Genomic DNA, 13,299 nt, shown 5'->3' with positions numbered 1-13,299 from the left:
GGGCCCCGGCGTCAACCCACCCGGGTGAGCAGGGTCACCGGCGCGCCGTCGCCGGCGTACCGGTAGGGCTCCAGCTCGGCGTCCCACGCCGTGCCGAGCGCCTTGTCGAGGGCGTGCGCGAGCGCCTCGGGCGCCCGTGCGCCCGCCATGATGCTGCGCAGCCGGTCCTCGCCGAGCTGGATGTCGCCGGCCGCCCCGACGGTCGCCCGGAACAGGCCCCGCCCGGGCACGTGCATGAAGCGCTCGCCGTCGGCGCCGGAGCTGGGTTCCTCGGTCACCTCGAAACGGATCATGGGCCACTGCCGGAGGGCAGCAGCCAGCTCGGCACCCGTCCCCGGGCGACCGGTCCACCCGCACTCGGCCCGGCGTGCGCCGGGGTCGACGGGCTGAGCCGTCCACTGCAGGTTGACCGGCGCGGCGAGGACGCGCGCGATCGCCCACTCGACGTGTGAGCACACGGCGAGCGGGGTCGAGTGGACGTATACGACGCCACGCGTTGGCACGGTGACCTCCCGGAGAGCGAGGTGCGTCTTCCCCTACGACCTCGACCACCCGAGTGGTTGCTGGAACACATGATGACTGGTGTGACGGATGGTGCGCCAGGGAATCGGAAAATTCGCGGGTCGGAATAGTCGGACGAGTGCCCCGGTTGCCCCCTCACGACGCGGTGACCAGCCAGGGATCGGGTCGTGTACAGTTCCATCGGCGGCCTGTGCCGCGCACATCTTCGCGGGCCCACCCTCCCGGGTGTCACCCGCACAGCCCCCGGACTTTCCGTCCTCCCGTACGTCTTGCAAGGAGTACCTCCGTGGCGAGCAACACCTCTAAGACCGCGCGCGCGTCAGTCCGGGCCGGCCAGGCTGGCCAGGGTGGCGCCCTCAGCGTGCTGGGCGAGTTCAAGTACGTCATCCCGCTCAACGGCGGCAAGCACGCCTACGTGCGGAACCTGACCAACGGCAAGACCGTGCACCTGCGCACCGACTCCGAGGCCTTCGTCGAGGAGATCCGGGTGCTGGCCGCCGCCGGCCACGCCGCCAAGATCCGGGCCGAGCTCAACAACCTCAACGCCACCCACCCGGGTGACGGCTGGGACGCCGCCGAGAAGCGCCTCGTCGAGGCCGGCGTCTTCGAGGGCTGAGCCCCTCCCCCACGCGACACCGCGACCGCCCGCCGGGATCATCCCGGCGGGCGGTCGCCGTCTGCGGCACGGGCTCAGGCCTCGAGCAGGGCGACGTCGCCGGTCCCCAGGTCGTAGAGGGCGCCGACCACCGCCAGCCGGCCGGCGGCGACCGGGGCGGCGAGCCGGTCGTCGGCGCGCAGGGCGGCCACCGTACGCAGCACGTGCCGCCGGATCGCCAGCGGATGCACCCGAGGGTCGTCGACGCCCACCTCCGTCACCGCAGGGGCGATCTGGTCGACGAGGTGGGCCAGCGCGCCGCCCGGCGACGGCCCGCCGCGCAGCGTGTCCACGGCGGAGGCCACCGCGCCGCACCGCTCGTGCCCGAGCACCACCACCAGCGGCACATCCAGCTCACCGACCACGTACTCGATGGAGCCGAGCACCGCCCGGTCGAGCACGTGCCCGCCGGTGCGGATGACGCAGATCGACCCGAAGGTCTGGTCGAAGATCGCCTCCAGCGGCACCCGGGAGTCGATGCAGCCGAGGAGCACCGCGTACGGCTGCTGGTCGCCCGAGGCCGCCGCCGCGGCGGCGGTGACGTCGTGGCCGTGGATCGGCTGGCCGCTGACGAAGCGACGGTTGCCGGCGAGCAGCTCGGCCAGCGCGGCCCGGGGCGACCCCATGGCACCCAGCTTGGCGGGCCCACCGGACGACCGGAGCGGGTTACGAATCTTCTCACCGGGACGGTTGTCGTGGTCTCATGACGGGTAGCCGGTGTTACCACCGGGTATCCCCGGTGTTGCGGTTCCGCGCGGGCCTGGGGAGGTGACGATGCCGGAACACGTGGAGGTACGCCTCCCCGACGACGTACGCCTGCACGTCGAGGTGGTCGGGCCGGCCGACGCCGAGGTCACCGTCGTGCTGCTGCACGGCTGGACGCTGGACGGGCGGGCCTGGCACCGACAGGTCGCCGACCTGCGGGAACGGTTCGACGACGCGGTGCGGGTGGTGACCTACGACGCCCGTGGCCACGGCCGGTCGAGCTGCATGGCGCTGCCCACCGCCACCGTGGCCCAGCTCGGCGACGACCTCGCCGCGGTGCTGGACGAGGTGGCCCCGACCGGCCGGGTCGTGCTGGTCGGCCACTCGATGGGCGGCATGACGATCATGGAGTACGCCCACCGCCACGTGAGGCACTTCGCCGCCCGTACGGCCGGGCTGGTCTTCGTCTCCACGACCGCCGAGGGCCACACGCACACCGTCTACGGCCTCTCGCCCCGCATCGCGCGGCTGATCCGGCTCGCCGAGACCACCGGGGCCGGCGTGCTGGCCCGCTGCGGGGCCTGGCGGCCGCCCCGGGCGCTGCTGCGGGCGCTGCGTCCCAGCATCCGCTGGATGCTCTTCGGCGACCGCTGCGACCCCCACGACATCCGGTTGGTCACGTCGGCGGTGGCCCGCGCCTCCCTGCGCTCGATCGGCGGGTTCCGCGCCTCGATCGGGGCGCAGCACCGGCTGGACACCCTCGCCGAGCTGGCCCACCTGCCGGCGGCGGCCCTGGTGGGTGACCGGGACCGGCTCACCCCGCCGCCCTGCGCCGAGTCGATCGCCGCCGCGCTGCCGGCGACCGAGCTGACCGTCTGCCCGGGCGCCGGGCACATGCTCATGATGGAACGCCCCGACGAGGTCAACGCGGCGCTGGGCGGCGTGCTCCGGCGCGTGCTCACCGTCCCCGGGACCGGCGCGACCGCCGCCGCCGGGGTGGACTGATCCGGCCCCCGCGGCGCACCCCGGGCGTGACGCGGGTTCCTTTCCCGCACCGGTGACGCCGCCGGTTGCGCGCGGGCCGTACCCTCTTGCGGTTGGCCTGGCGCGGTTCGCGGGGTTCGCGCCGCCCGCCGCCGACGTCAGGAGGAGCGAGCGGTGAGCGACCAGACCACCCTGGAACAGGAGATCGCCGTCGAGCAACGGCACCTCGACCGGGTGTACGCCCGACTGGCCGAGCTGCGCCGGTCGGCGGTCAGCGCCGAGAAGGAGGGCTACCGGCTCGCCCGGGTGGGCAACTTCGGGGCGCTCGTCGAACGGGACGCGATGGTGTTCCACGCCGCACGGCGGCGGCACATGCTCGACGCCGAGCACGAGGGCCTGGTCTTCGGCCGACTGGACCTGCTCGACCGGCAGGTGCTGCACGTCGGGCGGCTCGGCATCCGGGACGACGACGCGTCCACGCTGGTGGTCGACTGGCGGGCCCCGGCCGCCGCCGCCTTCTACCAGGCCACCCCGGCGCAGCCGCTGGGCGTGGTGCGGCGGCGCACGATCCAGTCCTCGGCCGAACGGGTCACCCGCATCGAGGACGACCTGCTCGACCCCGCCGCCGCGCCGTCCGACATGGCGGTCGTCGGCGACGGCGCGCTGCTGGCCACGCTGTCGAAGGCCACCGGCCGGGGCATGCGGGACATCGTCGCCACCATCCAGCGGGAGCAGGACGAGGCGATCCGCTCCCCCGGCTCGGGCGTGACGCTCGTGTCCGGCGGTCCGGGCACCGGGAAGACCGCGGTCGCGCTGCACCGGGCCGCGTATCTGCTCTATTCCGACCGTGGCCGGTTCGCCGGGGGCGGCATCCTGGTGGTCGGCCCGTCCTCGGTCTTCGTCGAGTACATCGCCTCGGTGTTGCCCTCGCTCGGCGAGGACACCGCCACCCTGCACTCGCTGGGCACGCTCTTTGCCGGCATGACCGCCACCCGCACCGACCCGCCTGCCGTGGCGGCGGTGAAGGGCTCGCTGCGGATGCGGCGGGTGCTGGAGCGGGCGGCCCGGGACGCGGTGCCGGGCGGCCCGACCGAGCTGCGCCTGCTCTACCGGGGGCAGCTGCTCCGGCTGGAGCGCCGCGAGCTGGACGGCATCCGGGACCGGGCGATGCCCCGGGGCGCCCGACGCAACGAGGTGCGCCGCGCGGGCTTCGACGGGGTCTTCGCGGCGCTGTGGGCGCAGGCGCGCAGGCTGGGCGTCGGCCGGCTGCCCGAGCAGCGCGCGTTCGAGGACGAGATCGCCGAGCGCCCGGAGTTCCGGGAGTTCCTCAAGGCATGGTGGCCCCGGCTGCACCCCCGGCACGTGCTGGGTTGGCTGGCCCGCCCGGACCGGCTGCGCCGCTACGCCGAGGGGGTCCTCTCCCGGGCCGAGATCCGGCTGCTGGGCGACGCGTACCGGAGCCTGGACGAGGACGGGCTGACGATTGCCGACATCGCCCTGCTCGACGAGCTGGACGCGCTGCTCGGCAAGCCGATGCGACCGGCCCGGGCGAAGCGGGACCCGTTCCAGCTCGCCGGCGGGGTCCGGGAGCTGAGCACCTTCGCCGACCGGCAGCGCGCCGCCCGCGACGCGGCGCGCGAGCGTCCGGAGGACTACCGCGAGTACGCGCACGTGGTCGTCGACGAGTCGCAGGACGTCTCGCCGATGCAGTGGCGCATGATCGGCCGGCGCGGCCGGCTGGCCTCGTGGACGGTGGTGGGCGACCCGGCCCAGACGGCGTGGACGGGTGAGGCGGAGGAGCTGTCCCGGGCCCGGGACCAGGCGCTTGGCCGGCGCAAGCGGCACCACTTCACCCTCACCACGAACTACCGGAACTCGGCGGAGATCTTCGCGGTGGCGGCGGCCGAGATCCGCCGGCTGCACCCGGACCTCCCGCTGCCCCGGGCGGTGCGGTCCACCGGAGTCGACCCGGTCGCCCTGGCGGTGTCGCCGACGGAGCTGGAGAGCGCGGTCGTGGCGGCGGCCAGGACGCTGCTCACCGAGGTCGAGGGCACGGTCGGGGTGATCACGCCGGTGCCCCGCCGCGACGAGGTCGCCGGCTGGCTGAGCGGGCTGGGCGCGCCGCGCCTGCAGGTGGTGACCAGCCTGGAGGCCAAGGGCATGGAGTACGACGGGGTCGTCCTCGTCGCCCCGAGCGAGATCCGGGCCGACCCGGGGTCGGGGGTGCGGACGCTCTACGTGGCGTTGTCCCGGGCCACCCAGCGGTTGACCACCGTCGACCCGATCGGCTGACGCCACATCACTTGCACACATTGCGATGTGAGCATAGATTCGACGCGGATCCGGACGCCTGACGGAGGGTGGGCGCGTGGGCGCAGGTCATGACCACCATCACGGATCGGTCGCGAACGCCGCGCACCGCCACCGGGGCCGACTCTGGGCGGCGTTCGGGCTGCTCGCCGGCCTGATGGTGGTGGAGGCGGTGGCGGCCTTCCGCACGGGCTCGCTGGCCCTGCTCAGCGACGCCGGGCACATGTTCACCGACGTGCTCGGCATCGGCATGGCCCTCGCGGCGATCGCCGCCACCCGGCGCGCGGGCACCGACCCGCAGCGCACCTTCGGCCTCTACCGGCTGGAGGTGCTGGCCGCGCTGGCCAACGCCGCGCTGCTCTCCGGCGTCGCGGTCTACGTCGTGATCGAGGCCGTACGCCGCTTCGGCGACCCGCCCGAGGTGCTGGCCGGCCCCATGCTGGTGGTCGCCGTGCTCGGCCTGCTCGCCAACGTCGGCGCGTTCGCCCTGCTGCGCTCGGGGGCGAAGGAGAGCATCAACGTCCACGGCGCCTACCTGGAGGTGCTCGGCGACCTGCTGGGCTCACTCGGCGTGATCGGGGCGGCGCTGCTGATCGTCACCACCGGCTGGTGGTGGGCGGACCCGCTGGTGGCGGTCGGGATCGGGGTGTTCATCCTGCCGCGCACCTGGCGACTCGGGCGGGCGGCGCTGCGCATCCTGGTGCAGGCCGCGCCGGAACACCTCCAGGTCACGGCCGTGCACGACCGGCTGGCCGCGGTGCCCGGCGTCGCCGAGGTGCACGACCTGCACGTCTGGACCCTCACCTCCGGGATGGAGGTCGCCTCGGCGCACCTGACCATGACGCCCGACGCGGAGGTCGGCGCGGTGCTGGGCGCCGCCCGGGCCGCGCTGCACGAGGACTTCCAGATCGAGCACGCCACGTTGCAGATCGAGCCCGGAGCGTCGCCCGGGGCCTGCGGGGCAGTCGAGTGGTAATGAGGACAACCTTAAATCTGGGAGAGTATTGTTACCTTATGCCGGATTTGACGGTTAATAGACATGCACCGTGCGTCACCTGCGGTGCAGCAGTCACACCGGCACCGGTAGGCTCAGCCTCGGCCTCCGCCAGGCGGCACCCACCGGTGCCGGCGGTGGCCGCCGCCTAATCGCCCGCCGGGGCGAACCGGGGAACCATGTTCGTGGGGTGCATCCGCGTCAGCGGTAGGGATCTTCCGTCCCGAACCCGTCAGCTAACCCGGTCGGCGGCTGACGGAAGGACGCGTGTATGCCAGTGATGGCACCTGTACGACGACGTGCCGCCCGAACGGCGGCCCTGATCGCCACGATGCTCGCCCTCGGCGCCGCCGTGGCTCCGGCCACCGCCGCCCCGGCGGCGGCCGCCACCCGCGCCGGCCTGCTCGCCGCGGCTCCCGGCCAGGACGAGGAGGGTGGCACCCCCGCGCTGCGGGCCCAACTCGAGGCCGCCAGCAAGGGCTACCTCGACGCCAAGCGGGCCCTCGACACGTCGGCCAAGCGGCAGCGGCAGCTCACCGCGCAGCTCAAGACGACCGAGGTGGAGCTGGACGCGCGCACCGCCAAGGTCGGCGAGATCGCGGGAGCCGCCTACCGCACCGGGCGGCTCAGCGTGGCGTCCGCCCTGCTCAACAGCAACTCGCCGGACGGCTTCATGGACCGCGCCGCCGCCCTCGACGCGGTGGCCGCCAACGAGGACCGGGCCCTGCGGGAACTCCAGCAGACCCGGGACGAGGCCGTCCGCACCAAGCTCGCCCTGGACGGCGAGATCCGGGAGCAGCGTAAGCAGGTCACCGTGATGGCCAAGCGCAAGGAGCAGGCCGAACGGGCGCTGACGGTCGCCAACCAGAAGCAGCGGCAGCAGTCCTCGGGCGGGGGTGGCTCGCCGGGTGGCACCTCGAACAAGACGGCGAAGGCGGCGCCGCGCAACTCCGACGGCTCCTGGCCGCGCGAGTCGTGCAGCGTCAACGACCCCACCCCCGCCAACGGCTGCATCACGCCGCGCACCCTGCACGCGCTCAACCAGGCCAAGGCGGCGGGCTTCACCCGCTACGTCTCCTGCTACCGCCCCGGCGGCTCCGGCGAGCACCCGAAGGGCCGCGCCTGCGACTTCGCGGCCCAGAAGGGCGGCTTCGGCGGCGACGCCACCGGCGGCGACCGGACGTACGGCAACAACCTGGCGGCGTACTACGTGCGCAACGCCGACCGGCTCGCGGTGCTCTACGTGATCTGGTACCGGCAGATCTGGCTGCCGAGCAGCGGGTGGAAGTCGTACAGCGGCGCCAACGGCGACCCGTCCAGCGACCACACCAACCACGTGCACCTGTCGGTCTACTGACGCCCGCGCCCCGGTGCCCCGCAGCTCGCGGGTCACCGGGGCGTGGCTACGCTCGCCCGGCCGGGACGCCGCGCCCGTCCCGGGCGGTCAGCCCGCCGGCGGCTCGGGCGCAGGCGTGTCGAGGGCCTCGGCGAGGCGCGCGGCCAGCCCGAGGTGGGCGGCGCGGGCCTGGCGGAACGCGTAGCCGAAGAGCGGCGCGGGCGCGGCGAGGGTGATCTCCACGTCGATGTGGACCACGCCGTCGGGCTCCGCCCGCAGCCGGGTGCGGTTGCGCACCGTCGTGGCGGGCCGCTGCCGGGCCACGGTGACGATCTCGTCGGGCTCGTCGACGAGGACGTCGGCCCGGTAGGTGAGCGGCAGGCGTAACGGCCCGGCGGCCAGTCGATCGGTGATGTCGTAGCTGGCCCGCGCGCCGGGGCGGGGCCGCACCCGACGGACCCGGACGATCAGCGGATGCAGGCCCACCTGGCGGGCGGGGTCGGCGAGCAGTGCCGCCGCCTCCGCCACGGAGCAGCGCGCCTGCACGGTGTAGCTGAAGGAACTCCGCCTGAGCACGCGTCTCCCCACCGCCGATGGTCGCCCGATCGTCGCGCATGCGGGGGCGCCCTGGCAACGCCGCGCCGATCCCGCCCGGAGTCCGGACGTCCGGGCCACGCCCCCACTACGGTCAGCTCATGAACGACCACGTGACGTGTACACCGGTGGAGGGCGGTCGCATGGACGGGTGCGACGGATGAGCGGGCACGTGATGGTCTTCGCGCCCACGCCCCGGCTGACGGTGACCATCGACCAGCCCAGCGAGGCCCCGGAGCTGCACCTGCACCCCGGCGGGCAGGGCGTGTGGCAGGCCCGGATGGTGATGTCGCTCGGCGTGGAGGTGGTGCTCTGCACCGCCCTCGGCGGCGAGATCGGCCAGGTGCTGGAGCCCCTGCTGGTCAGCGAGGGAGTCGACCTGAAGGTGGTGGTCCGCGACTCCGGCAGCGGCGGCTACGTGCACGACCGGCGCGAGGGCTCCCGGCAGGAGCTGGTGGACGTGCCCGGCCAGCCGCTCAGCCGGCACGAGCTCGACGAGCTGTACAACCTGGCCCTCGGCGAGGGGCTGCGCGCCGCCGTCAGCGTCCTGAGCGGGCCGAACGAGCCGTCGCTGGTCCCGGCCGACCTCTACCGGCGGTTCGCCGCCGACCTCGGGGCCAACGGCAGCCGGGTGGTCGTCGACCTCTGCGGCGAGCACCTCGACGCCGTCCTGGACAGCGGCGTCTTCTTCCTCAAGGTCAGCCACGAGGAGCTGCTGGCCGACGGCCGCGCTGACGGCGACGACGAGGAGCGGCTCACCCGGGCCCTGTACGACCTGCACGCCGGTGGCGCCGAGAACGTGGTGGTGAGCCGGGCCGACAAGCCCGCCCTCGCCCTGGTCGACGGCGAGGTCTTCGAGGTGGAGATGCCCCGGCTGGAGGCCGCCGACCCGCGCGGGGCGGGCGACTCGATGACCGCCGGGGTGGCGGCCGTGGTCGCGCGCGGCGGTGACGTGCGCACCGCGATCCGTACCGGCGCGGCGGCCGGGGCGCTGAACGTGACCCGCCACGGCCTGGGCACGGGCCGGCTCGACTCGATCACCGGCCTGGTCGACCGGGTGCGTCTCGTACCGGCCGGCAGCCGGCCGCAGGAGCGCACCAGCCCCGACGAGCTGGCCGACCGGGCGGCCGAGCGATGACCCTGCGGGTGCTGGTCACGAACGACGACGGGATCGCCGCGCCCGGCATCCAGGCGCTGGCGCGGGCGGCGGCGGACCGGGGCCTGGACGTGGTCGTCGCCGCGCCGCTGGAGGAGGCGAGCGGCACGAGCGCCGCGATGACCGCCGTGGAGCGCGACGGGCACGTGGTGGTCCGCGAGCACCCGCTGCCGGAGCTGCCGCAGGTGCCGGCGTTCGCGGTCGGCGGCTCCCCCGGCTTCATCGCGCTGATCGCGGTCCACGGCGCCTTCGGCCCCCCGCCGACCGTGGTGCTGTCCGGCATCAACCGGGGTGCGAACGCGGGACGCGCCGTGCTGCACTCGGGCACGGTGGGCGCCGCGTTCACGGCTGCCGCGAACGGCTGCCGGGCGATGGCCGTCTCGCTCGACGTGCTCGCGGCCGGGGAGGCCACCGCCGCGAGCGGGGGCGCCGCGGTGGCCGCCGCCGCCCGGGTACGCGACGCCGAACGGCACTGGGCGACGGCCGCCCGGGTGGCCCTGGACCTGCTGCCCCGGCTCACGGCGGGGCCGACGGAGAGCGTGCTCAACGTCAACGCGCCGGACCTGCCGCACAACCGGCTGCGGGGCGTACGCCGGGGCACGCTGGCCAGCTTCGGTCAGGTGCAGATGACGGTGGCGGAGGCCGGGCACGGTTTCGTCCGCACCTCGTTGGAGGAGCCGGGGCAGGCCGTGCAGCCCGGCACCGACCTGGCACTGCTGGCCGAGGGGTACGCCTCGGTGACGGCCATCCGCGCGGTCACCGAGGTGGCGGACGTCGACCTGTCGGGCCTCGGCGACGCCTGAACGACGCGCACCGGGCTCCGGGCCGCACCGCCTCCGGTGGTGGCGCGGGCCGGCGGTGCCGACGGCGGTCAGGCCCCGGGGAGGACCTCGGGGGTGGGCGCGCCGGCGTAGTAGGGCTCGGGAGCGCCGAAGAGGCCGAGCAGGCCCGTCACCCAGAGCTGCCGGTGCACGAACCGGCTCGGCTCGGTGACGACGAGCTTGACACCGCTCACCTCGGCGGTCTGGAAGCCGGCGACCATCGCGCTGATGCCGACCGAGTCGATGAAGGTGACGAGCCGCATGTTCAGCTCGATCCGAGCGGGGCGGCCCTTGGTCAGGACCTCGGCGATGGCCTCGCGCACCTCGTATGCGGTGTCGACGTCGATCTCACCCCGCGGGGCGATCTCGATGACACCACCGGGCAGGACCGACTTCACGATCGACAGGCTCACGCGAGCACCTCCACTCGCCCGTCCGACGGGCGCCTCATCAGTACGCGGGCCGCGACCGAGAGTATTCCTCCGACGGCCTCGGTCGCCACCCCTCGGGATGAGCAATTCGCGGATCAGGACACAGCAAGTCGCCCTTTTCCGGACTATTGACGTTTTGTCCCACGGCGCATCGGCTTCCGCTGACGCGTCGCGCCCCCAGGGTAGCCGGCCACCCCCGGCACCGCCCAACAGCCGTCCCCCGGGCGTGGCCTGTTGCGCTCCGGCCCCTGGCCTTGCCCGTTCTGCCTAGCATCGGCTCGGAGACACGACTACGACCGGGAGGACGATCGATGCTCAGGAGACTTGCCGCGTTGGCCGGCGTCAGCGCGCTGTTGGCCCTCGTACTGGCGTGCGGGTTCGGCGGCGGCGGAGGCGGGGACGACGACGATGACGACGACGACTTCGCCCGGGGCGTGACCTCGGCGGTCGCCCTGCGCTGACGCCGGACGGGCGCGCCGCCCGTCCGACGTCGCCCGGATCGCGGCACCCGCCGCCGCACCGGGTTTGCGCAGACGCCCCACGGGGCACAGGCGGTAACGAGCGAACCGTCACACGCCGGTGCGACGCCGAAGTCCGAAATGGCCGCCGGCTTCGGCACCCGAGGAGGTAACCCACCATGTTCGCAAGCAACCTGCTGGACCGCCGCAGCAAGCCCGAGCGGATCACGGACCAGGCGTGGCAGCAACTGGTCTCGGCGGTCAGCTCCGCCGGCGACAGTGTCCGGGACACCGCACGTTCGGCCCGCCGAGGCGGTTCGGGTCTCGCCGACGAGGCCGGTGACCTGGTGGGCTCCGCGGCGGACGAGGCCCGCCGCCGCGCCACCCAGGCCTTCGACGCGCTGGCCGGCCGCCGGCCCGCACTGCCCTGGACGCTGCTGATCGGCGCCGCGCTCGTCGGTGCGGCGGTCGGTTGGGCCGCCGGCACCGCCGCGCGGGCCGCCGGCAGCCGCGGCGACCGGGCGATGGACGACATCGAGTTCGTCGACGTCGACCGGCCCAACTCCCCCGTCGGCCTCGACGGCTGAGCAACCCCGGCACACGCTGACGGCGAACGTGCCCCGGCCGACCCCCACGGGTCGACCGGGGCACGCCCGTCAGCACCGGCTCGACCGCTCGGCGGCGAGGCCTTCGCCGGCGCGGCCGATGGCGACGCTCACGGTGTCCTCGACCGGGGCGCCGAGTTAGGTCCCGCCCGCGTGGCGGTCGGTCCGCGCCGAAGCGCTCCCCGCGCTCACCCGGTACGGGTGGGGCCCCCTCACCCGCCCGCCCGCCAGGATCGGTCCCGGCGGAGGCGTGCGCACCGGCCAGCCAGGTGAGGAGTGACAGATGGCCATCGAGACGATCAGCCGAAGCGACCAGGACATCCAGTCGGCCGTCCTCGACGAGCTGGCCTGGGAACCCCGGGTACGGCCGCACGAGATCGGCGTGACCGTCGCCGAGGGCGTGGTCACGCTCACCGGCCGGGTGGACAGCTATGCCAAGAAGTGGGCCGCCGAGCGGGCGGCGCACCGGGTGGCGCGCGTCCGGGCGGTCGCCAACGACCTGGCGGTACGCCTCGGCACCGGCGCCGAACGCCCCGACCCGGACATCGCCGCCGCGGCCGCGCACGCGCTGGAGTGGGACGCGTTCGTGCCCCTGGAGCGGCTCGACGTGACCGTCTCGCAGGGCTGGGTCACCCTGCACGGCGACGTGGACTGGGAGTACCAGCGCCGCGCCGCCGAACGCGCCGTGGCCCGGCTGACCGGCGTACGCGGGGTCAGCAACGGCATCACCGTCCGCCCGGACGCGCGGCCGGACGGGCACGCCCTGGCGGAACGGATCGTCGACGCGCTGGCGCGCAACCGGGCCACCCCGGCGGAGCGGATCACCGTCCGGGTGCACGGCGACACGGTGGTGCTCGGCGGGCTGGTCCACTCGATGCCCGAGCGGGCCGAGGTGGAGCGGACCGCCTGGTGCGCGCCGGGCATCCGCGAGGTGCAGAACCACATCGCGGTCGCCCCGGTGCTGGGCTGAACCGCGTCCGGCAGCACCCGACGGCCGCACGTCGAGCCACCCCGGCGGGGTGAACCGCCCTCACCCCGTCGCCGGGCAGGCTGGGCGACATGACTGAGGTGAGCATCCGATGACCACCCCACTCCAGGTGAGTCCCCTCCTGCGGACCCCGGTGAGCGAGGACGACCACATCCGCGGGCCGATGGACGCGCCGGTGACGATCGTCGAGTACGCCGACTTCCAGTGCCGGTTCTGCGGGGCCGCGTACGCGAACCTGCGGGAGCTGCTGCGGCAGCGGGCGGACACGGTGCGCCTGGTGTACCGGCACTTCCCGATCACCAACATGCACCCGTACGCGGAGCAGGCGGCCGAGGCCACCGAGGCCGCCGGCCGGCGCGGGCAGTTCTGGGCGCTGCACGACTGGCTCTACGAGCACCAGGACCAGCTCGACCGCGTGCACCTGTCGCTCGGCATGGAGCAGCTCGGCCTGCCCGCCGACGAGGTGGCCGCGGAGATGGAGCGCCAGGCGCACGCCGACCGGGTGCGGCGGGACTTCGTGGGCGGCATCCGCAGCGGCGTCCACGCCACCCCGACCCTCTTCGTCAACGACGCCCGCCACGACGGCAACTACGACGTCGCGGACCTCCTCACGGCAATAGACGCCGCCACCCCCTGACCCCACCCCACCCGCCCACCCCGCCCCGCCCATCACCCCGCCGATCGTGCAGTTCGGGTGCCCCGCGAATGGGGCGCAGGAGGGCAGTCCGCCCACCACGACT

General features: G+C 74.4%; 15 protein-coding genes and 1 riboswitch. Of the genes, 11 read left to right on the top strand and 4 right to left on the bottom strand.

All coding sequences use genetic code 11. The features are described from left to right. Window positions 1-11: 11 nt before the first annotated feature. On the bottom strand, window positions 12-503 hold the full coding sequence (locus tag V6U77_RS11635) for a DUF3145 domain-containing protein (RefSeq protein WP_334606281.1): 492 nt from the start codon (window positions 501-503) through the stop codon (window positions 12-14). A gap of 305 nt (window positions 504-808) precedes the next feature. Between V6U77_RS11635 and V6U77_RS11630 the strand changes: the two genes are divergently transcribed. Continuing rightward, the gene (locus V6U77_RS11630) at window positions 809-1,138 is read left to right on the top strand and encodes a hypothetical protein (protein WP_334606280.1); all 330 of its coding nucleotides are present in this window, start codon (window positions 809-811) and stop codon (window positions 1,136-1,138) included. Window positions 1,139-1,212: 74 nt separating this feature from the next. On the opposite strand, the gene V6U77_RS11625 is transcribed toward V6U77_RS11630, so the two are convergent. Then, the gene (locus tag V6U77_RS11625; RefSeq protein ID WP_334606279.1) at window positions 1,213-1,803 is read right to left on the bottom strand and encodes a carbonic anhydrase; all 591 of its coding nucleotides are present in this window, start codon (window positions 1,801-1,803) and stop codon (window positions 1,213-1,215) included. 148 nt (window positions 1,804-1,951) lie between these two features. On the opposite strand from V6U77_RS11625, the gene V6U77_RS11620 reads away from it, so the two are divergent. From V6U77_RS11620 to V6U77_RS11605, 4 genes are all read left to right on the top strand, one after another. Then, window positions 1,952-2,887 carry an alpha/beta fold hydrolase gene (locus V6U77_RS11620; RefSeq protein ID WP_334606278.1) on the top strand — a complete coding sequence of 312 codons (936 nt, stop codon included), beginning with the start codon at window positions 1,952-1,954 and terminating at the stop codon, window positions 2,885-2,887. A 153-nt stretch (window positions 2,888-3,040) separates the two neighbouring features. Continuing rightward, the gene (locus V6U77_RS11615) at window positions 3,041-5,158 is read left to right on the top strand and encodes a HelD family protein (protein WP_334606277.1); all 2,118 of its coding nucleotides are present in this window, start codon (window positions 3,041-3,043) and stop codon (window positions 5,156-5,158) included. Between the two features lie 76 nt (window positions 5,159-5,234). Beyond that, window positions 5,235-6,152 carry a cation diffusion facilitator family transporter gene (locus V6U77_RS11610; RefSeq protein WP_334606276.1) on the top strand — a complete coding sequence of 306 codons (918 nt, stop codon included), beginning with the start codon at window positions 5,235-5,237 and terminating at the stop codon, window positions 6,150-6,152. 153 nt (window positions 6,153-6,305) lie between these two features. Beyond that, window positions 6,306-6,437, top strand: a riboswitch (cyclic di-AMP (ydaO/yuaA leader). 13 nt (window positions 6,438-6,450) lie between these two features. Then, complete coding sequence (locus V6U77_RS11605) at window positions 6,451-7,527, top strand: coiled-coil domain-containing protein (protein WP_334606311.1); 1,077 nt, start codon at window positions 6,451-6,453, stop codon at window positions 7,525-7,527. A gap of 87 nt (window positions 7,528-7,614) precedes the next feature. Here the strand turns inward: V6U77_RS11605 and V6U77_RS11600 are convergent, their stop codons facing one another. Then, window positions 7,615-8,082, bottom strand: coding sequence for an SRPBCC family protein (locus V6U77_RS11600; protein WP_334606275.1), 468 nt, complete (start codon window positions 8,080-8,082; stop codon window positions 7,615-7,617). A gap of 178 nt (window positions 8,083-8,260) precedes the next feature. Between V6U77_RS11600 and V6U77_RS11595 the strand changes: the two genes are divergently transcribed. Both V6U77_RS11595 and surE read left to right on the top strand, forming a co-directional pair. Further along, entirely contained in the window at window positions 8,261-9,238 is a 978-nt protein-coding gene (locus V6U77_RS11595) for a 1-phosphofructokinase family hexose kinase (protein WP_334606274.1), read from the top strand. Further along, complete coding sequence (surE, locus tag V6U77_RS11590) at window positions 9,235-10,059, top strand: 5'/3'-nucleotidase SurE (protein ID WP_334606273.1); 825 nt, start codon at window positions 9,235-9,237, stop codon at window positions 10,057-10,059. The genes V6U77_RS11595 and surE overlap by 4 nt, the downstream gene beginning before the upstream one ends. A 68-nt stretch (window positions 10,060-10,127) precedes the next feature. Here surE and V6U77_RS11585 read toward each other — a convergent pair whose 3' ends face one another. Continuing rightward, complete coding sequence (locus tag V6U77_RS11585; RefSeq protein ID WP_334606272.1) at window positions 10,128-10,490, bottom strand: STAS domain-containing protein; 363 nt, start codon at window positions 10,488-10,490, stop codon at window positions 10,128-10,130. A gap of 329 nt (window positions 10,491-10,819) precedes the next feature. Between V6U77_RS11585 and V6U77_RS11580 the strand changes: the two genes are divergently transcribed. The 4 genes from V6U77_RS11580 (at window position 10,820) to V6U77_RS11565 (ending at window position 13,196) form a co-directional block, all read left to right on the top strand. Then, window positions 10,820-10,969, top strand: coding sequence for a hypothetical protein (locus V6U77_RS11580; RefSeq protein ID WP_334606271.1), 150 nt, complete (start codon window positions 10,820-10,822; stop codon window positions 10,967-10,969). 176 nt (window positions 10,970-11,145) lie between these two features. Then, window positions 11,146-11,553 (top strand): hypothetical protein, encoded by a 408-nt coding sequence (locus V6U77_RS11575; protein ID WP_334606270.1) that lies wholly within the window; start codon window positions 11,146-11,148, stop codon window positions 11,551-11,553. Between the two features lie 301 nt (window positions 11,554-11,854). Then, a complete protein-coding gene (locus V6U77_RS11570; RefSeq protein WP_334606269.1) occupies window positions 11,855-12,541 on the top strand; it encodes a BON domain-containing protein in 687 nt (228 codons plus the stop codon). Window positions 12,542-12,650: 109 nt separating this feature from the next. After that, window positions 12,651-13,196 (top strand): DsbA family protein, encoded by a 546-nt coding sequence (locus V6U77_RS11565; RefSeq protein ID WP_334606268.1) that lies wholly within the window; start codon window positions 12,651-12,653, stop codon window positions 13,194-13,196. Window positions 13,197-13,299 lie beyond the last annotated feature (103 nt).

The organism is Micromonospora sp. CPCC 205546 (assembly GCF_036902715.1).
In the GTDB taxonomy this organism is placed as follows: domain Bacteria; phylum Actinomycetota; class Actinomycetes; order Mycobacteriales; family Micromonosporaceae; genus Micromonospora.
Note: the sequence above shows the minus strand (reverse complement) of the source record. Positions and strands in the feature narration are given on the sequence as shown.